General features: G+C 56.2%; 19 protein-coding genes. 8 read left to right on the forward strand and 11 right to left on the reverse strand.

Annotation, left to right across the window (positions count from 1 at the left end; genetic code table 11):
* The first annotated feature begins 1 nt into the window (after position 1).
* Positions 2–2,116, forward strand: a complete 2,115-nt coding sequence (locus ACT3RW_RS14955; RefSeq protein ID WP_444614307.1) for a molybdopterin oxidoreductase family protein — start codon at positions 2–4, stop codon at positions 2,114–2,116.
* Positions 2,113–3,582 carry an FAD-dependent oxidoreductase gene (locus tag ACT3RW_RS14960; RefSeq protein ID WP_444614308.1) on the forward strand — a complete coding sequence of 490 codons (1,470 nt, stop codon included), beginning with the start codon at positions 2,113–2,115 and terminating at the stop codon, positions 3,580–3,582. Before ACT3RW_RS14955 ends, ACT3RW_RS14960 begins: the two co-directional genes overlap by 4 nt.
* 212 nt (positions 3,583–3,794) lie before the next feature.
* Here the strand turns inward: ACT3RW_RS14960 and nirD are convergent, their stop codons facing one another.
* Positions 3,795–4,172 carry a nitrite reductase small subunit NirD gene (gene nirD, locus ACT3RW_RS14965; RefSeq protein ID WP_131089266.1) on the reverse strand — a complete coding sequence of 126 codons (378 nt, stop codon included), beginning with the start codon at positions 4,170–4,172 and terminating at the stop codon, positions 3,795–3,797.
* A gap of 359 nt (positions 4,173–4,531) precedes the next feature.
* Between nirD and nirB the strand changes: the two genes are divergently transcribed.
* Positions 4,532–7,135 carry a nitrite reductase large subunit NirB gene (gene nirB / locus ACT3RW_RS14970; RefSeq protein WP_444614309.1) on the forward strand — a complete coding sequence of 868 codons (2,604 nt, stop codon included), beginning with the start codon at positions 4,532–4,534 and terminating at the stop codon, positions 7,133–7,135.
* A gap of 53 nt (positions 7,136–7,188) precedes the next feature.
* Here the strand turns inward: nirB and ACT3RW_RS14975 are convergent, their stop codons facing one another.
* Entirely contained in the window at positions 7,189–8,178 is a 990-nt protein-coding gene (locus ACT3RW_RS14975; protein WP_444614310.1) for an aldo/keto reductase, read from the reverse strand.
* Positions 8,179–8,292: 114 nt separating this feature from the next.
* Between ACT3RW_RS14975 and ACT3RW_RS14980 the strand changes: the two genes are divergently transcribed.
* Positions 8,293–9,174 carry an SPFH domain-containing protein gene (locus ACT3RW_RS14980; protein WP_444614311.1) on the forward strand — a complete coding sequence of 294 codons (882 nt, stop codon included), beginning with the start codon at positions 8,293–8,295 and terminating at the stop codon, positions 9,172–9,174.
* A gap of 67 nt (positions 9,175–9,241) precedes the next feature.
* On the opposite strand, the gene ACT3RW_RS14985 is transcribed toward ACT3RW_RS14980, so the two are convergent.
* The 3 genes from ACT3RW_RS14985 to fdhD form a co-directional block, all read right to left on the reverse strand.
* Positions 9,242–10,723 (reverse strand): nucleobase:cation symporter-2 family protein, encoded by a 1,482-nt coding sequence (locus tag ACT3RW_RS14985; protein ID WP_444614312.1) that lies wholly within the window; start codon positions 10,721–10,723, stop codon positions 9,242–9,244.
* A gap of 84 nt (positions 10,724–10,807) precedes the next feature.
* Positions 10,808–13,129, reverse strand: coding sequence for an FdhF/YdeP family oxidoreductase (locus tag ACT3RW_RS14990; RefSeq protein ID WP_444614313.1), 2,322 nt, complete (start codon positions 13,127–13,129; stop codon positions 10,808–10,810).
* Between the two features lie 57 nt (positions 13,130–13,186).
* Positions 13,187–14,017: a formate dehydrogenase accessory sulfurtransferase FdhD gene (fdhD, locus tag ACT3RW_RS14995; RefSeq protein ID WP_444614314.1), complete on the reverse strand. Its 831-nt coding sequence runs from the start codon at positions 14,015–14,017 to the stop codon at positions 13,187–13,189.
* A gap of 63 nt (positions 14,018–14,080) precedes the next feature.
* Between fdhD and ACT3RW_RS15000 the strand changes: the two genes are divergently transcribed.
* On the forward strand, positions 14,081–14,878 hold the full coding sequence (locus ACT3RW_RS15000; protein WP_444614315.1) for a GNAT family N-acetyltransferase: 798 nt from the start codon (positions 14,081–14,083) through the stop codon (positions 14,876–14,878).
* Positions 14,879–14,893: 15 nt separating this feature from the next.
* On the opposite strand, the gene ACT3RW_RS15005 is transcribed toward ACT3RW_RS15000, so the two are convergent.
* Positions 14,894–15,661, reverse strand: coding sequence for a VOC family protein (locus ACT3RW_RS15005; RefSeq protein ID WP_444614316.1), 768 nt, complete (start codon positions 15,659–15,661; stop codon positions 14,894–14,896).
* A gap of 168 nt (positions 15,662–15,829) precedes the next feature.
* Here ACT3RW_RS15005 and ACT3RW_RS15010 point away from each other — a divergent pair, with 168 nt between their 5' ends.
* Together ACT3RW_RS15010 and ACT3RW_RS15015 are read left to right on the forward strand one after the other, a co-directional pair.
* Positions 15,830–17,377 (forward strand): long-chain-fatty-acid--CoA ligase, encoded by a 1,548-nt coding sequence (locus ACT3RW_RS15010; protein WP_444614317.1) that lies wholly within the window; start codon positions 15,830–15,832, stop codon positions 17,375–17,377.
* Between the two features lie 35 nt (positions 17,378–17,412).
* Positions 17,413–17,913 (forward strand): DUF456 domain-containing protein, encoded by a 501-nt coding sequence (locus ACT3RW_RS15015; RefSeq protein WP_131089290.1) that lies wholly within the window; start codon positions 17,413–17,415, stop codon positions 17,911–17,913.
* Here the strand turns inward: ACT3RW_RS15015 and ACT3RW_RS15020 are convergent.
* The 4 genes from ACT3RW_RS15020 to ACT3RW_RS15035 are packed head-to-tail and all read right to left on the reverse strand — an operon-like array spanning position 17,910 to position 21,308.
* Positions 17,910–18,515, reverse strand: a complete 606-nt coding sequence (locus ACT3RW_RS15020) for a response regulator (RefSeq protein ID WP_444614318.1) — start codon at positions 18,513–18,515, stop codon at positions 17,910–17,912. The genes ACT3RW_RS15015 and ACT3RW_RS15020 overlap by 4 nt on opposite strands.
* Entirely contained in the window at positions 18,512–19,642 is a 1,131-nt protein-coding gene (locus ACT3RW_RS15025) for a sensor histidine kinase (RefSeq protein WP_444614319.1), read from the reverse strand. The genes ACT3RW_RS15020 and ACT3RW_RS15025 overlap by 4 nt, the downstream gene beginning before the upstream one ends.
* Entirely contained in the window at positions 19,639–20,394 is a 756-nt protein-coding gene (locus ACT3RW_RS15030; protein WP_444614320.1) for an ABC transporter permease, read from the reverse strand. The genes ACT3RW_RS15025 and ACT3RW_RS15030 overlap by 4 nt, the downstream gene beginning before the upstream one ends.
* Positions 20,391–21,308, reverse strand: coding sequence for an ABC transporter ATP-binding protein (locus ACT3RW_RS15035; RefSeq protein ID WP_444614321.1), 918 nt, complete (start codon positions 21,306–21,308; stop codon positions 20,391–20,393). The genes ACT3RW_RS15030 and ACT3RW_RS15035 overlap by 4 nt, the downstream gene beginning before the upstream one ends.
* A 372-nt stretch (positions 21,309–21,680) precedes the next feature.
* On the opposite strand from ACT3RW_RS15035, the gene ACT3RW_RS15040 reads away from it, so the two are divergent.
* Positions 21,681–22,328 (forward strand): DedA family protein, encoded by a 648-nt coding sequence (locus ACT3RW_RS15040; RefSeq protein WP_131089841.1) that lies wholly within the window; start codon positions 21,681–21,683, stop codon positions 22,326–22,328.
* 3 nt (positions 22,329–22,331) lie between these two features.
* Here the strand turns inward: ACT3RW_RS15040 and ACT3RW_RS15045 are convergent, their stop codons facing one another.
* On the reverse strand, positions 22,332–22,688 hold the full coding sequence (locus ACT3RW_RS15045; protein ID WP_131089295.1) for a DUF2695 domain-containing protein: 357 nt from the start codon (positions 22,686–22,688) through the stop codon (positions 22,332–22,334).
* Positions 22,689–22,778: the final 90 nt, after the last annotated feature.

Genomic DNA, 22,778 nt, shown 5'->3' on the forward strand with positions numbered 1-22,778 from the left:
AATGGCCGACACCCACTGCCCCTACTGCGCACTGCAGTGCGGCATCACCCTCGAAGGCACCGGCGCGCAAACCTCGTTGCGTGGCCGGGACTTCGAGACCAACGGTGGTGCACTGTGCCGCAAAGGATTCAGCGCCGCTAAATTACTCGAGCACCCGCAACGCATCACCGACCCGATGCAACGCCAAGCCGATGGTAGTTTTGCGCCGGTGGATTGGGATACCGCACTGGATTTGATTGCCCACAAGGCATTAGAAATCCGCGCCGAGTCTGGCGCAGACGCAGTGGCAATGTTTGGTTCAGGCTCACTAACCAATGAAAAGGCCTACCAGTTGGGCAAGTTTGCCCGGCTGGCCCTAGGCACCTCACGGATCGACTACAACGGCCGGTTCTGCATGTCCTCGGCAGCTGCGGGAACCAACAAGGCTTTCGGCCTGGACCGCGGTCTTCCTTTCCCCTTGGCCGATCTTGATAACGCGGCCATGATCTTGATGCTCGGCTCCAACGTAGCCGACACCATGCCACCCTTTGTCCGCCACCTGGAAACGGTGCGGGCACGCGGTGGCCTGATTGTGGTGGATCCGCGCCGTTCGGCCACCGCAAAGCTGGCCGATGAAGGCGCCGGCTGGCACCTGCAGCCCACCCCATCAAGTGACCTGGCGTTGCTTTTGGGTCTGGCTCATGTGGTGCTCACCGAGTCCTTGGCCGATACCCAATACCTGGCAGAGCGCACCGTCGGCTTAGACTCACTGCGTTCTTCGGTAGCCAGCTGGTGGCCAGAGCGCACCGCCAAAGTCACCGGTATTCCAGCCGATCAAATCCGTCGCACCGCTCGCGCCTTGGCCGCTGCGGCCAAAAGTGCCAAAAACGGTGGCAACCCGGTTTACATTCTTACCGGACGCGGCATTGAACAGCATGCCAACGGCACCGATACCGTCACCGCAGCCATCAATCTTGCGCTGCTCTTAGGCCTGCCGGGAACACTGGCTGGTGGCTACGGCACCATCACCGGTCAGGGCAACGGACAGGGCGGACGCGAACACGGTCAAAAGTGCGACCAGCTTCCTGGCTACCGCAAAATTTCTGACCCGGAACACCGCGCCCACGTGGCCAAAGTCTGGGGCGTTGACCCAGAGATCATTCCCGGTCCAGGGATCCCAGCCGTTGAACTTCTGAACACTTTGGGTACCAAGTCCGGGGCACGTATGCTCATGGTTCACGGTGCCAACCCGGTCATTTCCGCACCGGATGCCAACCAGATTTTTGCCGCCCTGCGCCGCCTAGACTTCTTGGTAGTCAGCGATTTCTTCTTCTCCGAAACCGCCGCCGAAGCGGACCTGGTCCTGCCGGTGTTGCAGTGGGCTGAAGAAGAAGGCACGATGACCAATCTAGAGGGACGCATCCTTCGCCGCCGCGCCGCGATGCCAGCCCCCGGTCAAGCCAAAAGCGAATTGTGGATCTTCTCCCAACTCGCAGAACGCCTCAACGCCCCAGGCACTTTCTCCCCCAACGCTTCTGAAGTCTTCGACGAGCTAAAGCTTGCCAGCGCCGGCGGCATTGCCGACTACTCCGGAGTGAACTGGGAGGACGTGGATCAGGGTGCAGCCATCTACTGGCCTTGCCCCGAAGGCAGTGAAATCAGTACCATGACCGGCGAGCGCAACGGCACCCCGAGGTTGTTCCTCGACCGCTTTGCGCACAGTGATGGCAAGGCACAGATCATCGCCGTCTACGCACCTAACCAGCTGCCAAACAAGCAGATTTCCTTGGTGACCGGTCGCCTGCTGGAGCACTACCAGTCAGGGGCGCAGACCCGTCGAGTTGATGAGCTGGCTACCGCCGCACCTGAGGCAGCCCTGGAAATCCACCCGAGCACTGCCCTGGCCCACCAGATCAGTGACGGGCAAATGGTCAAGGTTTCCAACCAGCGTGGCACCAGCATTGCCCGTGCAAAGCTGAGCACGGATATGCGTCTGGACACGGTGTTCCTGCCCTTCCACTTCCCGAATACCGGCACCGCCAACCTACTGACCGATCCAAGTGTGGATCCATTCAGCAAGATGCCCGAGTTTAAACATGCCCATGTGTCTCTGAACCCGATTAAAGGGGAATCATGAAGCGTCCTGAACAGATTGTCATCATCGGCTTCGGCCCGGTAGCAGCCTCACTGATCGAAGGGCTGCTGCCCTCGGTCACCGCTGGCGACTGCGAACTGACCGTCATCAGCGCCGAAAAGCACCTGGCCTATAACCGTGTGCTTCTGGCCGAACTAGCTATCGGGGCTGCAGAACTTGAGCACCTGCTCATGGTGGATGCCGCACGTCTTGATGCCGCTGGAGTGAACGTTTTGCTTGGCGCTCAGGCCACCGGTGTTGACCGTGCACGCCGCCAGGTGCTGGTCCGCGATCACGAACCGGTGTCCTATGACCGTCTGGTCTTTGCTACCGGGGCCAGGGCAATGATCCCGACGCTGAACGGGTTGAACTTTGACCCGCACGCCGATACCGCGTTGCCCGACGGAGTCTTCGCTTTACGCACCGTGGATGATGCCCAAAAGCTGCAACATTCACTGAGCATCGGCGGGAGAATCTTGATCCTCGGTGGCGGAATTCTCGGCATCGAAGCTGCCCTAGCCATTGCCGCCAGCGGAGGCAAGCCCGTACTGGTTCACCACGGGGCCGCTCCCCTAGGCCGAGTTGTCGATAGTGACGGCGGAGCATTGCTCACCCGCTGTCTCAAAGACGCCGGCGTTGAAGTGATCTCTGAAGTTAAAGCCACCGGTATCAGCAAAGATGAACATGGATTTACCGCTCTTTCCACCTCCACCCATGGAGAGATCCTCGGCGGCGCACTGCTGATTTCCACCGGTGTTCGCGCACGCACCGAACTGGCCGAAGGTTGTGGCCTGGCGGTAGGACGCGGAATCAAAACCAACCAATTCCTCTGCGCCGATACCGAACAGCGCATCTACGCTTTGGGTGACTGCGCCGAAGTGGACGGCCAAGCCCCTGTCGGCCTGTTGGCTCCGGGCTGGGCCCAAGCCAGCTGGCTTGCCCAGCACCTATCCACACCTACCGAAGTTCCGGCCCCAGATTTTTCTGCCTCTGATGTGTTGATGCTCAAAGGTCAAGGTATTGAGGTGGCCGCCGCCGGAGATGTCAGCGCTGGCTTCTGGGATAAACCGGAACTACAGGCCACCGTATTTGCTGACCCATCGGCCGGACGTTATCTCAAAGTGGTCACTCGCGATGGTGTGGTGACTGGTTTCCTTTCCATCGGACTGCCACAGACTAGCGCCGAGCTGGTCTTGGCTTATGAGCGCGGAAATCAATTGCCTGTTGATCGCTCAACGCTTCTGCGCCTGGATGATCCTGCCGCTTTGGACTTGAGCTCCGTAGTTCCCAGCGATGAAGATCAGTTGTGCCGTTGTTCGGGAGCTACCTACGGGCAGGTTGCCCATGCAGTAGGTGAAGGTTGCACCACTGTCGCGCAGGTTGGTGACTCTTGCCGTGCTGGCACCGGTTGCGGTGGATGCAAATCCAAGATTGAGGAACTACTCAAGAAGGCTCCCGCGCTGGCCTAAACCCGCTCGCGGTTGGGCGCGTAAAACATAGACAAATGAGCTCACGCACGTCGTCACTATCCATTGACGACCTGCATGAATTCTCTGTGCCTGGAATCAATACCACCGAATCAGTACTTTCTACGCAACTAAAACGCAGGGACCGAAGTCCCTGCGTTCCTTTTTTGCTATGTCGTTGTTGGCTGGTGGTTTGTGATTCCTGGGTGCGACGTTTATTTGGTCTTCTCCAGCCACAGCTGGCCGGCGACCTCAACCAGTTCATGCATTTGAAGTGCCGGCGAATCCGCGTTCAAGCATGAGCCGGTATCCAAACGGTAAACCTCTTTGTGCAGCGGGCAAGCAACCGTTGCCACAGACTGACCATCAACCATGGTGCCACCCAGAATTCCGCGAGCCATCACCTTGGCGCCGGTGGTCGGGCAGTGGTGTGAAGCAGCGTAAAAAGAATTGGATTCGGTGCGGAAGAGTGCCAGCTGAGCACCATCAAGCAAGAGGGCTTCGCCCCAGCCTGCTTCAAGTTCTTCGCTACGGCATACCGGCGCGAAGCTGACTGACTTCTCTAGGGTTTCTTCGGCAAATTGCGTGCTCATGAACCTGTTCCTCTACTAGTGGACGTTCGCTGATATACCGAGCATAGAAGTCTCATGTTTCGCTCAACGCCGTGAGCGGTTGCTAGGTCGTAAACCCTGACTAACATTCACAATTGGCAGAGTGAGACCGCAAAATTACCGTCATTTCCACGTTTTTGATCTGTCGCGGCCTGCCCAAGTAAGGCGATCATCAGTGCAATGAGTCCACGATGTTTCATGAGTTTCACTGCCCCAAAATCTGTTGGGGAAGAAAGTTACATCGACCGAAACACAAGAGAAATTGGACTGCAAAAACGACTTTCTACAGTAGAGCTATCAGCCTGAAACTCCTCGTTTCCAAGCGAAAGTCGAATTTGATCATGGGTACAACGAACATCGCACGCCGCGTCCTAGTAATTGGTGGCGGACCGGCAGCACACCGTTTCACGGAGTCGCTGTCCAGTCGCGCACCACAGAATCTAAACATCACGGTGCTGACCGAAGAAGTCCACCTACCTTATGATCGAGTTGCTCTCTCCAGGGCACTAACCGACCGCACTGTTGATCTCACCCTGGGTGATACCACTTTGTGGGAAGCAGAGCACGTCACTTTGGAGACCAGCGCTAAAGCGGTAGCCATCGATAGTGACCAGCGCATCGTCACCACCGAAGACGGTCGCACCTTCGGCTACGACGAGCTTGTACTTGCCACCGGCTCCGACGCCACCGCACTGAAAATCCCAGGCAACGAGCACAGTTTTGTATACCGCACCCTAGAAGATGTTTGGTCTATCGCGGAAAAGATCGAGGAACTCAAAACTACCCTTGGCCGCACTCCAGTAGTAGCCACCGTCGGTGGCGGTCTGCTCGGCTTGGAAGCTGCCGCCGGCGCACAGGCTTTAGGTGCCGAAGCGCTAGTTATTGATAGTGGTAACTGGTTGATGCGCTCCCAGCTCGATGAAGGTGCCGGTCAGGCGATGGGCCGATTGATCAAGGAAACCGGCTTCACCGTGCACGGCGGGTTCCGCCCTAAGGAAATCATCACCCACGACGGCGCGGTCACCGGCGTCCTGCTCACCAACGATAAAGTTATCGACGCAGATATGGTCATCGCTTCCATCGGTGTCTCCCCGCGTGATGAGCTGGCCCGCACCTACAACAAGACCCTCGACCAGGCCGGCAGCGAAGCTCGCCGCTTCGGCATGGGCCCACGTGGCGGTGTGGTCATCGCCTCGAACTGCTCCACCGGAATCCCAAACATCTGGGCCATCGGTGAAGTAGCCAACTTCGACGGAATGTGCGTCGGTCTGGTCGCTCCGGCCAACTCCATGGCTGAAATTGTTGCCGAACAGCTATCCGGCGGACACGCAGAATTCCCTGGCTTTGATACCGCCACCAAGCTCAAGCTCTCCGGGGTAGACGTCGCCAGCTTCGGTGATGCTTTTGCCCAATCCGACGGTGCACTGGAAGTTGTTTACGCTGACGCACCGCGCGGCCTCTACCAAAAACTTGTTGTTTCAGCCGACGCAAAGACCTTGCTCGGTGGCATCTTTGTTGGAGACGCGACCCCGTACCAGTCCTTGCGTCCCATGCTTGGCCGTGAACTTGCTGCCGAACCCGGTGCTTACCTGAGCGCAATTGGCGGAGAAGCACCGGAAGGTGAACTGCCCGATGACGCGGTGATGTGTTCTTGCAACAACGTTTTGGTAGGAGACATCCGCGACGCAGTCTCCGGTTGCGGCAGCTGCGAGGGCAAGGATCCAGTCACCACGGTGGCTGGCCTGAAGGCTTGCACCCGTGCCGGAACTCAGTGTGGTTCGTGTGTTCCGATGATCAAAAAGCTGATGGAATCCCAGATGAAGAAGGACGGAGCCGAGGTTTCCACGGCTTTGTGCGAACACATCTCCTTCTCCCGCCCAGAACTCTTCGAAGCCATCCGCGTTGCCGGTGCGGCCACCTTCACTGAAGTGATGGAACGCTTCGGCACCGGGCCAGGTTGCGATATCTGTAAGCCGGCCATCGCCAACATCCTCTCCTCGCAGACCTCGGTACACCCCATGGATGCAGGTCTAGCCGGCGCCCAGGATACCAACGACCGCGCACTGGCCAATATGCAAAAGGATGGCACCTACTCGGTAGTCCCACGTATTCCAGGTGGTGAAATCACTCCAGAGAAGCTCGCAGTGATTGCCGCGGTGGCACAGAAATATGGTCTGTACACCAAGCTCACCGGTGGCCTACGTATCGACATGTTTGGTGCCCGACTCGACCAGTTGCCTGAAATTTGGCGTGAACTGGTGGACGCCGGATTTGAGTCCGGTCAGGCCTACGGCAAGTCCCTACGCAATGTGAAAACCTGCGTCGGTTCCTCCTGGTGCCGTTACGGCATGCTCGACTCGGTGGCCATGGGCATCGAAATGGAACTGCGCTACCGCGGGCTGCGTGCCCCACACAAGTTCAAGATGGGCGTCTCAGGTTGTGCCCGCGAATGTGCCGAGGCTCGGGCCAAGGACATTGGCGTGATCGCCACCGCCGAAGGTTGGAACCTCTACGTTGGCGGTAATGGTGGAGCCAACCCGGCCCACGCTCAGCTGCTGGCCGGTGGCCTAGATGACGCCACCCTGCTCAAATACATCGACCGCTACCTGATGTACTACATCCGCACCGCAGACAAGCTGCAGCGTACCGCGCACTGGTTGCAGGATCTGGATGGCGGACTGGATCGTGTGAAGCAGGTAGTGATCGACGATTCCCTGGGTCTGGCTGAAGAGATGGAAGCGGCCATGGAACGCCACGTTGCCAACTATGAGGATGAGTGGGCCGCTACCCTGGCTGACCCAGTCAAGCTCAAGCGCTTCCGTTCCTTCGTGAACACCGCAGAGCCGGATACCGACTTGGCCTACGTTCCAGAGCGTGGCCAGAAGCGTCCGGCCGAGCCGGTGGCGTTAGGCACCCACATCCCCATCGGAGCACCCCAGCACTAAGTAACCCAGCACTAAGTGCCCCCAAATCCACCCGCGCTTACAGTTTCGAGCTGTTACCAGCGCGGGTGGATTTGTGCGCGCAGCTTGGCATCGTAGAGATCACGAACCGCAGTGTTGAACTGGCCTGAGATCTCTAGTGAACCGGCCGCGGCATTAGCGCGTGCCTGCTGCTCATTACGTGCCCCGGGAATGATGGTGCTGATTCCCTCTTGAGCCGCCAACCAAGCCAACGCAACCTGCGCGCTGGTAGATTCTGGGGATTCCTTTTTGGCTAACTGTGCAAACTGACCAGCAGCCTCAACCCCGGTGGCAAAGTCGACGCCGGAGAACGTCTCGCCTACGTCAAAGGCCGAACCGTCCCGGTTGAAGTTTCGATGATCGTCTTGGGCAAATTCGGTGTTCAAGTTGTATCGATTGGTGAGCAACCCGCTGGCCAAAGGAACCCGAGCGATGATTCCTACGCCGGCTTCGCGTGCTGCTGGCAGGACAACTTCTAAAGGCTTATGTCGGAAGGCGTTGATAATGATCTGCACTGTTGCGATGTTCGGCCGAGCAATGGCAGCCAATGCTTCATCCACGGTTTCTACCGAAACGCCGTAGTTGGCCATGCGGCCTTCATCCACCATCGTGTCCAGCGCGTCATAGACGGCATCGGTGGAATACACCGAAGTTGGCGGACAGTGCAACTGCACCAAATCCAGGGTGTCCACTCCAAGGTTTTTACGCGAGCGGTCATTCCAAGCTCGGAAGGCATCAAGGTTGTAGTTTTCCGGTACCTGCTCAACCCTGCGGCCCATTTTGGTGGCCACCGTGATGCCAGCTTCTGGGTTTGCTTTGAGCCACTTACCAATCGCCTCTTCGCTGCGTCCGTCGCCGTAGACATCCGCTGTGTCAAAGAAGGTCACGCCAGCTTCATAAGCGGCTTCTAATACTGCCAGCGCATCGGCTTCATCGACCGATCCCCAATCAGCTCCGAGTTGCCATGTTCCCAGGCCGATAACAGATACCTTGCGGTTGGCGCGTGAGAGTTCACTATATTTCATAGCTTTGAGTCTATGGCGCATCAGCAAAAAACGATACTGACGACGGTGTTTCAACCAACTACTTTATTTTCCATTCGATAGAATATTGACTGTTATCACTACACTGAGGAGATCATGTTCCCCGCAATTTTAACGCTCATCTGCGCCTTCATCGGTCTGATTGTCATCCTTGTTGGCAAGTCAATGAAACCCGAGAACAAAAACCGCACGTCCACTCGATTCACCGGCTTCGGCATATTCTTTGTCTCGCTGATCATTCTCGCTTTTATGTGTGCCACCATCGTTCAGCCACGAACCGTGGGTGTGAAGGTCGCGTTGGGCAAGCCAACTTCGGTGGTAAGCAACGGCTTCCACCTGAAGTGGCCTTGGGAAAAGGTCGAGAAGCTGGACGGTTCAGTCCAGAACGACGTCTACTCCGGAGATAGCGGCATTCCAGTTCGTTTGGGAAACAATGGTCGCGCCAACGTTGATGCCTCGATTCAGTGGCAGCTGAAAACCGATGACGCGATGGATGTGTTCCTGGATTACCGCACCTTTGAAGGTATCCAGTCCAACCTTGTTGATCGAAACTTCCGCGCCACTTTGAACGAAGTGATGGCCACCTATGATCCGTTGGCATACACCGAACCAAGCAAGGGTGGTCAGGATCTTGAGGGGCTTGCAAAGTCCGTTCAGGAAAAGATGCAGGCCAAGGTTAAAACGCAGATTGAGATCCGCTCGGTAACCCTGCCAATCATCAACTTTGATGAGCCAACGCAGAACCGCATCAATGAGCTGCAGTCTGAAGCCGCTAAGACGCGTGTTGCTGAACAGCGCAAGCAGACCAGCACCGCTGAGGCAGAGGCCAACAAGATCTTGGAACGCTCTTTGACTCCTGAGACGCTGACCTCCAAGTGCTTGGACATCGTTGCTGAATCCAACCAGAGTCCTATTGGTTGCTTCCCTAATTCGGGAGTTCAGCCCATCACCATGACTGGTAATGAGAAGACAAAGTAGTTTCACCTAGATACAGCAATCGCCGCAACATAGGTTGCGGCGATTGCTGTATCTGAGAGCTGTGGCTCTAGCCTTGCGGCATAGGCCGGTCACCGGCCTGGCCGGGCTGTTCAGTAATAACCTGAACTTCAAGACCCTGGTGATCATAGAGCTTGCCATCAATAAGACGGTCACCGTCTTCGAGTCCGGCAAGCTGGTACTTGTAGACCGAACGCAGCGAGGTTTCTTTTTTGCCCCAGGACAGTTCGTTGAAGATGATGTTCAGCAGTACCGCCATGATGGTGGCCGAAGAAATGCTGGACTGGAAGATGGTGCCGACCCACGTCGGGAAGGCAGCATAGAAGTCAGGCTTCACCATAGGGATGCAGCCAAAGGCCAGCGAGGTCGCGACGATCAGCATGTTCATGTTGTCGTCTTTGACCTTGGCCAAGGTGCGGATACCAGCAGCTGCCACCGAGCCAAAGAGCACAATGCCAGCGCCTCCGAGCACCGGTTGCGGCACCGAAGCGATAACGCGTCCCAGCACTGGCAGCAAGCCCAGAATCACCAGGATGCCACCGCCAGCTGCCACCACAAAGCGGCTCTTCACACCAGTAATTGCTACCAGTCCGACGTTCTGTGCGAAGGCCGACTGGGTGAAGGTGTTGAACACTGGCGCGACGGTCGAGGAAAGCATATCGGCGCGCAGGCCATTGGCGATACGACGGGCATCAATCTTGGATCCCGTCACCTCAGCCACCGCGAGCATGTCCGCCGTGGTTTCGGTATAGGTCACCAAGATGACGATCATCATGGAAATAATGGCACTGATTTCAAAGACTGGGGCGCCAAAAGCGAATGGCGTTGGTACCGCAAAAATGTCACCGGTAAGTACCTGAGAGAAGTCAGCCATGCCCATAAAAACGGCCACAATCGTACCCAGGACGATAGAGAGCAGAATCGACAAACGCGAGAGTGCTGCAACCCCGGACTTAGATAGAGCCAGCAGGATGACCAGTGTAATGACGGCCAACGTAATGTTTTTCATCGACCCGTAGTTATCCCCTGCATTCGATCCGCCCATGGCCCAATCGGCAGTCACTGGGAATAGCGAGACACCGATAATGGTGATCACCACGCCGGTAACCACCGGCGGGAAGAACCGCAAAAGCTTGGCGAAAAACGGGGCAATCACAATGCCGATGGCACCGGCCGCAAGCACCGCGCCAAAGACCGCGGGCATGCCACCTCCACCGTTCATGATGGCGATCATCGTGGCCACACCGGAAAACGACGTACCCTGAACCAGCGGCAGCTGCGCTCCGAAGAACGGAATACCTAGGGTCTGCAAGATGGTAGCCAGACCACCAACAAACAGGCAGCACGCGACCAACACACCCATCTGGGCGGTATCCATCCCCGCGGCTCCACCCATCACCAGTGGCGGGGCAATGATGCCGCCGTACATGGTCAACACGTGTTGGAAGCCGTAAGCCACCGTGCGACCGGGGCTCAGGCGTTCATCTTCGGGTCTTGTACTCAGTGCAGGTTGGCGACTGGCAGCACTCATGGGGTTGTTCCTCTTCAGTTCGCTGCGGTAGATGATGCTTTTAATTCTCGCCCATCACCACCGCAGGCCTGCGGAACTACGGCTTTAGGAGTCCAATGTTGCGCCCGGCTGTTGGGTATGTTCGACGAAACGCACCATCATTGCCTTAAAACCTGGAGTGTTGGATTCGCGGGCCACCAAATCACGATGTACCAGCGCATTGGCTTCTGGATAGTAGGCGGCCACACAGCCCTTAGCCGTTGGGTACGAGACCAAACGGAAACGGTTGGCCCTTCGCTCGGTGCCTGCAAACGTGGAGATCACATCAACCAGATCACGGTCGGCAAAACCGGATTCTGCCAGATCTTCTGGGTTGATCAAGATGACACGACGACCATCTTTGATGCCACGGTAACGGTCATCAAGTCCGTAGAACGTGGTGTTGTACTGGTCGTGACTGCGCATGGTCTGCAAAATCAGGTGACCGGCAGGAGCTTCCAACGCTTCAAAAGGTGAGACGGTGAAGCGACCCTTGCCGATATCCGTGGCGAAAGAACGCGTATCGCGTGGCGGGTTGGGCAACACAAAGCCATTTTTTTCGCGCACCCGGCGGTTGAAGTCCTCAAATCCTGGCAGCACCTTTTCAATGTGGTCGCGGATGACGTCATAGTCCTCGGCCATGGCACGCCAGTCAATGGGGTGCTCGTCGCCCAGAATCGCTTGGGCCATACGCGCCACAATCACTGGTTCGGCCAGAAGATGATCAGAGACTGGGCTGAGCCGTCCTTGGGTTGATTTGATAACCGACATCGAGTCTTCCACCGAAAGGAACTGTGCACCGCCCGGGTGCTTATTGTCCTTATCGGTGCGTCCCAAGGTGGGCAGGATCAGCGAGGTCTTACCGTGCACCACATTTGAGCGGTTTGGTTTAGTGGAAATATGCACGGTGAGCTTGGCCCGTTGCATGCCCGCTTCTAGCGCGGCTGTATCGGAGTTGGCCAAGGCAAAGTTTCCGCCCATGGAGACAAAAACATCAACCTCGTCTTTTTCAAAGGCGTGCAGGGCTTCGGTGGAATCGTAACCATGCGCGCGTGGTGAGGTGATGCCAAATTCTTTATCAATGGAAGCCAACAGCTTTTCGGTGGGCTTCTCCCAAATGCCCATGGTGCGGTCTCCCTGAACATTGGAGTGACCGCGTACCGGGCAGGCCCCAGCGCCGGGCTTGCCAAAGTTGCCCTGGAGCAACAAGAGGTTGATGATTTCCTTCAGCGTTGGCACCGAGTGTGGCTGCTGGGTCAATCCCAGCGCCCAGCAGATGATGGTCGCTTTGGACTTGATCAGCAGTCCGGCGATTTCGGTGATTTCCGCACGGGTGAGACCGGTGGCCTCTTCGGTGGCATCCCAGTCCAAGGTTGCGCGCGCTTCACGGTAGGCCTCAAAACCATCAGTGGATTCGGCAATGAACTGGTGATCCGCCACGGTGCCGGGGTTCTTGGCTTCTTCTTCAAGCAACAGGTGTCCGAAGGCTTGGAACAGTGCCAAGTCTCCGCCCACCTTGATCTGCAGGAAGTCGCTGGCTACCGGGTCTGGACTACCGAGCATGCCCTTTACGGTCTGCGGATCTTTGAATCCGAAGAATCCAGCCTCAGGCAGTGGGTTGACCGCAACAACTCGTGCTCCGCGCTTGCGTGCATCGGCGAGCGCCGAGAGCATCCGTGGGTGGTTGGTGCCGGGGTTTTGGCCAACAACAAAAATCAGTTCGGTGTGTTCAAAGTCTTCAAGACTGACCGTGCCCTTGCCGATACCGATCGTTGGGTTCAACGCGGTGCCCGAGGATTCGTGGCACATGTTCGAGCAGTCTGGCAGGTTATTGGTGCCCAAGCTACGAGCCAGCAACTGGTACATAAACGCGGTCTCATTGGCGGTACGACCGGAGGTGTAAAAAACGCAGCGTTCAGGGGTGGAATCATGAACATGCTGCGCGATGGTTTCAAAAGCGTCGCCCCAGCTGATTGGCTGGTAGTGGCTTTCACCTTCACGAATGATCATGGGCTGGGTGATGCGGCCTTGTGAACCCAACCAGTATTCGGTCTTGTCCTGCAGTACCGAAATTGGGTGCTGCGCGAACCACTCAGGGGTGACGGTGCGGGAGCTGGCTTCTTCAGCGATCGCCTTGGCACCGTTTTCGCAGAACTCTGCGGACTTACGACGTGCGGTAATGGATTCAGGCCAGGCGCAACCCGGGCAGTCGAATCCGCCATGCTGGTTAACTCGCAACATCGCATGCAGCGTTCGGCTAGGGCCTGCCTGGCTGAATCCGCGCTCCATGGATACCATGACAGCCTTCAGACCGGCCGCCGCGTGGGCTGGTTCGCTGACTTTCAGATCATCTTCGTTGATGTCTTTTTTAGGTGCCGAACGATGCATGAGGCTCTCCTCTGGTTGTGTAACCTGGTCCTGATATCCAGCTCACATATTACTAGGCTACGCCTCGATCACTCGATGCGCATGTGTATAAATGTTCACGCTGGTATTGCGCGAAAATGCTGCCAGCGTCAGACCTGTTTCCTCAGCTAGATCTACTGCCAAGGACGAGGGAGCACTAACTGCGGTGAGTAGCCCGATTCCTGCCATCGCAGCCTTCTGAACCAGCTCAAAGGACGCCCGCCCGGAAACCTGCAGTACCGCGTCATTTAGTGGCAACATCCCTTGGCGCAGGGCCGCGCCAATCACCTTATCCACCGCATTATGCCGTCCCACATCTTCACGCAGAATTAGCAATTCCCCGGCAGTAGTAAACAGTCCGGCGGCATGTACTCCGCCGGTGGAAGAGAAGAGTTGCTGGGATTCACGTAGCGTATCGGGTAGGTCCAGCAAGGTGTTGACATCAATGATCCCGCTGCGATCAGCCAGCTTAAATCCGGCCTTTTTTCGCACCTCATCAATGGAATTAGTTCCGCAGATTCCGCAGGCAGAGCTGGTCACCACATTGCGGGCCGCCCCTAGATCCGGCGGCGTAGCTCCTGCACCTAGCTGCACCTCAATGACGTTGAAAGTCTGATTACCTTCCTCGTCGGTGCCCGCGCAGTAGCGCATGGAAACAAGTTGTTCTGCTTCGCGAATGACGCCTTCACCCACCAAGAAACCGGCGACCATATCAAAGTCGTCTCCGGGGGTGCGCATGGAGGTGGTGTAGGAGGTGTGCCCAAAACGAATTTCCAGCGGCTCTTCGCCCGCCAGTTTCTCCTCGCGGGTACGCCAGCCGCCCTCACGGGTTGCACGAATAACTCGACGGCGAACGATCTTTCGACCCATGCTCTGCTCCTACATTGCTATTTCACTGCTCCGAGTCTTCCACCGTGGTCGTAGACTGAGCAAATGCCCTCACCAAGTGAAGAATTTTTGGCCCTCTACGACGCGCAGCTACGAACCGACGCAGAGACACCCAGTGCGCTGTCCGTGACCATGCTCGGTGAACTGCGCTTGGTCACCTTCGCCAACGGGCGCGGGTTCATTACCTATCCGCACATCACCGACCAGGCACCGCAGTCTTTGGCCGAACTAGTGCCTGCTGCGCTGGAACACTTCACCCAACAACCTGAGATCCGGACGGTGGAATTCAAAACTCGCGGTCATGACCATGCGCCGGGTTTGGCTCAGCGCTTGGAAGAGCTGGGCTTTGTTGCTGAACCTACCGAGTCAATCATGATCGGTTTAATGCAAACTCTGATCAGTGATCAGCCCACGCCCGAAGGTGTGGAAGTCCGGCAGGTAACCACTCCGGCCGAGATTGAACAAATGTGTCGCATGGTCGATCAGGCTTTTGGCGAACCCTATGACCCAGCCACCACCGATGCGTTGATCTCTCGTTCAGCCACAAAGGATGGCATGGAACTGTGGGTTGCGATCATCGATGGGCACATGGTGGGTGCAGGACGTTTGGAGCCGGTGGTGGGTACCGAATTTGCTAGTCTATGGGGTGGCGGCGTTTTACCCGAGTACCGCGGCCGCGGAATCTACCGCGCGCTCACCGACGCTCGGGCACGCAGCGCCTTGTCCCACGGCTTGCGCTACGTCCATAGTGACTCCACCGAATACTCGCGCCCCATTTTGGAAAGCCAGGGCCTGCTCAAAGTTTCCACCACCACGCCATACGTTTGGAATCGCGAAGTGTAGTTAGTTGCGCGCCAGCTATTTGTGAGCTGGTGCGATCACCGCAAATTCGGCGCCACCCCGATCACTGAGCATGGCGGTGCGCCCAAAGTACGAGTCATGCGGTGCGTTCACCACTTGTCCACCCAGGCTTGTACAGAGCTGCGCTACTTGATCTGCGTCATCTACCGCGAAGTAGGTTCGCCAGCCCTCGGTAGAGTCTTGGCCGCTGATGTCATAGAGTCCTGCGGCCGCATCGGCTCCTTGGCCCAGGGTGTAGTAACGGAAGTCGGGAGAATCAACGACCTGGTTTAGATCCCACCCCAAGGCTTCGCGGTAAAACCGGCAGGCGGTTTCAAAGTGTTTGGTATGCAGCTCATTCCAGATGCGGTGACCGTGAATTTTCCGTGCCGGATAGTTAGTCGGGTCAAAGGACTGCCAAAGTCCCACTCCGATACCTGCGGGATCCCCAATTAGGGCCACGGTCCCCTGACCGGGCATGGCCACAGGTTTCAGATAACGCTGACCGCCATGTAAATGGGCGGCAAAGACGGCCGCATGAATATCGGCCACATTCAGATACGTGGTCCACGTATCCGGGGCCGCCGAATCTTGGTCGTTGAGCACAAGGCCGGTGACCGGTTGATCATCCAACGTGACTGGAAGGTATCCGTCACTGCGAGTTTGCGGATCATCGTGAATTTTCCATCCAAAGAGTTCCGAGTAAAACTCGATGGCACCATCAATATCGCTGGTGAGTAAATCCACCCAGCAAGGTTCGGCTCGTGGACCTCTGACTACCGGCATCGCTACCCCATTTCGCGCTCATACCAGCTCAATGCGCTGAGTCTATTCCGGTTCGTTGCTGAAACGAGCATTATTACGAAACTTAGTACCTTGATTTGAATCGCGGTTCCATTAGGCTTGTTTGTGACATGGAGCACATCTAAACTCTGCAGCGTCGAGGAGACTTCTATGACCACTTCAAACCTCACCCTTTCGGTAGCCGCCATCGTGGCCGAAGGTGCCAACCGTTTCCCGGATCTGAACGCCATCACCATGAACGGCGTAAGCACCACCTACCGTGAGCTTTGGGAGGAAACCAAAGCCTACGCCGGAGCTCTCAAAGAACAGGGCATCACCGAGGGTGACCGGGTAGCAGTGCTCATCCCCAACGTCACCGACTTCGCCCGCGTCTACTACGCGGTGCTATCCCTCGGCGCCACAGCAGTTCCCATCCACGCGCTACTCAAGGCCCGCGAAATCTCCTATGTATTAGAAGACGCTGAAGCCAAGATCTTGGTCTGCGCTGCAGGACTCTTAGGCGAAGGCGCCAAGGGAGCCCAAAACTCCGGGATCAACTTGGTGAGCGTAATGGAACCTGAAGCCGGGGAAATCACTCGCTTAGAAGACTTGGCAGCCAAGGCTGAACCAATCACCACCTACCTGCCTCGCAAGGCCGAAGACATTGCCACGATCCTCTACACCTCGGGCACTACCGGCAAACCCAAGGGCGCCTTGGGGACACATCTGGCACTAATCGAACAGACTCACTCCACGCTGCTGAACACCATGGACATTCGCCAAGGTGACAAGCTATTTGGCGGATTGCCACTGTTCCATACCTTCGGCCAAACCTGTGTACTGAACACGGGCCTGAGAATCGGTGCCGAAGTCATGTTGCTGCCCAAGTTCACCGCGGACGCTGCTTTAGATCTGGTTTTGGATGCCGAGATTGACGTGTTCTTTGGTGTGCCAACCATGTACGTTGCCCTCGTTGAAGCCGGGGCAAACCGTGAAGGCAAACCAACCAACCTTCGTTATGCCATCTCGGGTGGTGCCTCCTTGCCACTGTCGGTACTCTCCGCCTTTGAACAGCGTTTTGGCGCACAGATCTACGAGGGTTACGGACTAACTGAAACTTCACCGGTAGCCTGCTTCAACCATGTCGGGCGCGAACCTCGTCCAGGCACCGTCGGCACGCCGGTATGGGGCGTGGACGTGGAAATTGCTGACCCCGCCTACCCCAACGAGATCCGGTTGATGCCACGCGGAGAACTGGGTGAACTGGTGGTACGTGGTCATAACCTGTTCTCCGGCTACCTCAACCGCCCCGACGCAACCGCCGAAGCAGTAGTGGATGGATGGTTCCGCACCGGAGACTTGGGAACCAAGGACGAAGAGGACTACCTGCGGATCCTAGACCGAACCAAAGACATGATTCTGCGTAATGGCTACAACGTCTACCCGCGCGAAGTTGAAGAGGTGCTCACCAGCCACCCAGAGATTTCCAACGCTGCCGTCTACGGAGTAGCTCATGACAAGCACGGTCAGGAAGTGGTTGCCTCGGTGACCTTGGTGCAGGGTTCAACACTCAGTGTCCAAGAACTGATCCGTTGGTCTAGTGAGCAGATGGCTGCCTACAAGTACCCGCGCTTCATCGAGATAGTCAAAGAATTCCCGCTGGGCCCCAGCGGTAAGATCCTCAAGCGAGAACTGATCGCGCAGTTCGACCAGGAATAGCCCGCTCACCGGGAACTTCGTGCCACACTGGGTGAGTGGATACACAGATTATTTACACCATCCTTGCCGGACTACTATTGGTAGTTTCGGCCTTTGGCACCATTTTCCCGGTGCTGCCCGGTTCATTATTGACCATCGGCACCCTGCTTGCGTGGGGTTGGCTCTTAGGTTCCAGCGCTTCATGGTGGGCAGCTGGCCTGGGCATGGCTATTACCTTCTTGGGATGGTCAGCCTCCGCAGTACTCACCGGACGCAAACTCAAAGAGCATCAAGTTCCCAAGGGAACAATTCTCTTTGCGGTGATCGGAGCCATCGCCGGAGCCTTCATCATCCCCGTGCTGGGTTTGTTCATCGGCTTTGCTGTGGGACTGTTCCTCGGAGAGAGCGTGCGGCGTCGTGAAGTCTCCGGTGCGTTCAGTTCTTCTTGGGCCGCACTGAAGGCTATGGGACTAGGCATTGTAGTTGAATTCGGCTGTGTACTTTTGGCTTCATCCATTTGGGTGATCGGGCTAATCGCGCACTTCGCGACCCGCTAGAGCCAGCCCATCTGTTTGGCCCTACGGGCGGCTTCGATCCGGTTGGCAGTATTGGTTTTGCCGATCGCGTTAGACAGGTGGTTGCGCACTGTCCCAGTAGAAAGATGCACGCTGGCGGCGATGTGAGATACCGGGGCGCCGGTAGCCGCATGCTCAAGGATTTCGCGTTCCCTCTCGGTGAGCGGATTTCGTTTGCTCTCCACGCTCAGCATCGCTCGCTTTGGGTCAACTACTTTATTACCAGCATGGACTTTGCGGATCGCCGCGATCAGCTCAGCTGGCGGCGCATCCTTTACGAGGAACCCGCTGGCTCCAGCTTCAAAGGCTTGACGGAAGTATCCAGGCCGATCAAAGGTCGTCAGAATTAGCACCTTCACTTCAGGGTGCGTGGAGCAAAGTTGCTCGGCTACTTGTAACCCGTCAAGTCGAGGCATCTGAATATCCAGAAGTGCTACATCAGCTGGATGGGTCGCTAGGGCATCTGCCACTTCGTCACCGTCAGCGCATTCAGCCACGACATTAAGGTCATCTTCCAGATTCAACAACGCCGCTATGGCGCCACGCACCAAGTGCTGGTCATCGGCAATCAATACTCGAATCACTGTTGCTCCTTGATGCTGCTCGCAAAAATCAATTGAAGACGAGTTCCACCAAAGGGCGATGGGCCCACGGTAGCTGTTGCTCCGATCTGCTTGGCACGTTCGACCATACCCCGGATACCGTGTCCCGTATCCTGCTCCCGCAACCCGTCTCCGTCATCATCAACAGTCACCTCAACGGCAGTGATCGTGACTCGCACTGCACCAGCGTGAGCATGGCGTAGAACGTTTGTGAGCGCCTCGCGCACAATCCAAGCGGTATGAGAACGCCACCGTAGCTCAATCTGCTCGGCGTTACCCACCAAAGTGAAAGACAGTCCCGAATCGTCACAGACTTTGCGAAGTAGAGCCAGCTCCGCGTCTAGGTCCTGACGCTCCAGTCCTTGAACGGTGGTCCGCACTGAAGCAAGCGCATCGAGCGCCAATGTCGAGAGCTGTTGAACTTCCGTGCGGGCCCGATCAATTTGTCCGGCATCAATCAAACGCAGGGCTAACTGTGCTTTGAGATTCAGAGCTGTGAGTGAATGACCAATTCCATCATGAACATCGCGGGCCACTCGCTCCTGTTCAGCCATCACCAGATAGTCGCCACGCAACTCTTCAGAGGCAACGGATCTGCTAATCGCTGCCACGGTCACCGCATATACCACCATCATTGCCAGGTTTAGACCAATGAGGAACAGTCCATCCGAGAACTGACCTAAAAATATTGGTAGTCCAATGCTCAGCGCGGCCGCAACAGCATAGGTGGCAATCACCCAGCGCTTCGTCAGCAAGAAGGCAGCAAAGGAGGTAATGAACGGGAGCAGTCCTAGAGCATTGACTTCGATGAAGAAAATCGCGGGAACTACCAAGACGGCCAAGAGCAAGAAGCTGAGTAGCGCTTCTGGCTCATTGGTGCCTCCTTGCCCCACAAGATGCGAATATTTTCTGAAGCCCCTCAGGTACGTGAAGGAAAATATGACAAGCAATCCGAGCCCGGTAATTCGCACATGGCTTGGGTACGGGTTCTGCAACAACTGAAGAATTGGGAAGATCAAGAAAAGAAGCCATACGCCGGATAGCATCCATCCCCAACGGCGCCAGAACTGCTCTTCGGCATCCATTGCGTTACCCGCGCTGTTGTTCACTGACGCGCCTTGGCCCGGCGCGTGGCGAGTACCGCGAAGACGGCGAAGATCATTGCCCATACCACTAGGTTAGTAGCGATCATCCACAATGGGTCTGAGCTCATAGGCTCGCCAGCAGGAATATCAGCGAGCATCGGATAACGGGCAAGGGCTACGTAACCGAACATTGGTGTGAAACGGGCCGCATCTAGCATCACTCCCTCCAACGGCATGAAGACGTTACCAAAGAATGCGAAGAACACCATCAGCCCTGACGCCAGACCTAAAGCGGACTCCGACTTAAGAATCATGCCCATTCCGATTCCGTAGCATGCAAAGATCATGGCTCCGAGCAAGGTGATTAGGTAACTAACGCTCCAGATCCAGCTGTCTAGAACCACCGCGCCGGTGGCCGCACCTAGAACGAAAACGACGGCCGCAGAAATTGCGGCAACGGTGGCGGCGACAATCATCTTGCTAGCAACAAAAGCGGTAGGAGACATTCTGGTCAACGCGATTTGTCTGCCCCAGCCCTGCATTGTTTCGGTGGCCACCGTTCCTGCGATAGAAACAGTGCTCACCGCTGCACCGTAGGCAGCCATGGAGATCATCAGATAAAACTTGACGTTTCCTCCCCCAAGCTCGGATTGTCCGTAACTCGGGATGTTTCCGAAGAGGATGTACATTGCCGCCGGTAACAACAATGCAAAAACTAAGTTGTAGCCGTCGCGGAAGTGCCGAGCAAACTCCACTTGGATGTAGGTAGTCATCATGATGCAACCTTGGTGAGTTGGATAAAAGCGTCTTCAAGGCTCGGGGACGAGATCTCAATATCTCGCGCCCCGAAGTGTTGCAACAGCGCCAGCGTGAACTGATCAGAGTTGGCACATTGGAATGTGTAGCGCAGCCCTTGACGTCCGGTGATGAAGACCGAATCGTCAAAATTGCGCGCTTGGTCTGCCTGGGATTCAGTAGTGAAACTGGCACTAACTACACGGCCAGAGATGAGATGCCGCAATTCTTCTGTTGCCCCATCCGCCACAATTTGTCCTTGGCTCATCAAGACGGTGCGTTGGGCAAAATTTTGGGCTTCTTCCAAATAGTGAGTGGCAAAAATGATGGTGCGCCCTGCTGTAGCCTCGCTCTGCATCGTTTGCCAGAACTCTCTACGCGCCATCACATCCATGCCAGCGGTTGGCTCGTCCAAGATCAGCACGTCTGGGTCTGGTAGCAGAGCCAACGCAAATTTGATGCGTTGCTGTTCACCACCGGAGCATTTGCCAACTTTGCGCTTGGCAATCTTATTCAGACTAGTTCGTTCCATTACCGAGTCGATTCGCTCTGTGCACTCTTGCATCGCTGCGATGACTTTAATGGTTTCCCTCACGGTCAGGTCGCGCAGCAGTCCTCCGGTTTGGAGTACTGCCGAAACGTTTCCAGAAGAGATTGCTTGGTGGGGACTGTTACCTAATACTCGGATGGATCCAGACGAGGGAGAAATCAGCCCTAACATCATGTCGATAGTGGTGGTTTTCCCGGCACCATTTGGGCCCAGTAGCGCGACAATTTGTCCCTGCTCGATTTGAAGGTTTATCCCTCTTACTGCCTGAACCGTACTTTTTCCCGACGTGAACGTTTTCTCCACCGCACTCAACGAAATGGCATTGGCCCCAATTATCGTTTCCATATTTCTATTCTTTGCTTCAGAACAACACCACAGAAGAGCGGAATGTCATGACCTACGCATGACAGTTGTCATGGCTTCAACAAACTGGTTGCAACAAAACAACGATCTGGCCTGAGCTTTAATATACGCTGTGACTTAGACAACAGTTGGTCGCGAAGTGGACCGAGGCTGTTGGAGTGAGAATTTCAAAGAAGTAGTGATCAATACCGGTTAGCGATCAAAAGGTCGATCTCTTGCCTTGCGAACCTCTGATCTGACAAACCTTTCTCTGCCGAGTCCTATGGGAAACTCACAGTGACTTCCCGTAGGATTTTTTCTGTGCTTGATCAAACTTCTTTCCTTTCCACGCTGACGAATTACGTCTCACCAACTATGGGTGCCGCGTTCCTACCGGACTGGCTTAACCCTGCGGTTTTCCTAGATAACCCAGACCTCGGCCCATGGGTCGTCGTGCTTGTCTGCGCCATCGTTTTCGCTGAGACCGGCTTGCTCGTTGGCTTCTTCCTCCCTGGTGACTCAATGCTTTTCACCGTGGGTATGCTCATCGCAACTGGCACCATCCACATCCCACTGTGGCTCTTCGCGCTAGCAATCTTCATCAGCGCTTTTGCAGGAGATCAAACTGGATTCATGATTGGCAGGAAGTCCGGCCCGGCCATCTTCAACAAGCCTGACTCACGGTTCTTCTCGCAGAAGAACGTAGAACGTGCCCACGAATTCTTTGAAAAGTTCGGTGGTCGTGCAGTGATCCTCGCACGCTTTGTCCCAGTGGTACGTACCTTCGTCCCGGTCATTGCCGGTGTTGCGAAGATGGACCACAAGACTTTCGCCACCTTCAACCTGATCGGTGCCGCCCTGTGGGGTATCGGCGTCACCATGCTGGGTTACTGGCTGGGACAGTTCACCTGGATCGAAGAAAATATCGACATCATCTTCATCTTGATAGTGCTGGTCTCGGTCATCCCGATCGGTATTGAATTGCTCAAGTCCCGCAAGCCAAGCAAGAACATCGAAGACTAATTTCTAAGCACTTCGGCGGCTAAAACGACCGCCACCCCACTGTACGCCGCGGCGCATCAACCAGTTCTCACACGGTTGGATTGTGCCGCGGCGTACTCCTTTACAGACCAAATCTTCGCCCGCATCAATCAAACGCATGGCTTGGGTAGATGCTGGCCGCACCGCGTTGAGCAACACCTCGCAGTCGCAATACCCGCCCAACAACCGCATCTTTTTCTCCAGTGCACTGGCCCGCGGGGCGCATTGGTCCCGGTAGTGACTGAGCATCTGCAGGGTCCCATCGCAGGACTGCGACCCGGCAACCCGGTACAGATAACAAGGCAGACATTCGTGTTCAACCGGTAATGGCAGCTGGGACATCAGAACTCCTTAAAGACGTAATGGCAGGAGCAACCAAGTTGTTGCTCCTGCCATTACTTTCCAGCTTTGAGCCGGCCCAGCACGCTACGT

Origin of the sequence: Glutamicibacter sp. AOP5-A2-18, assembly GCF_052446055.1 — a bacterium.
In the GTDB taxonomy this organism is placed as follows: Bacteria; Actinomycetota; Actinomycetes; order Actinomycetales; family Micrococcaceae; genus Glutamicibacter.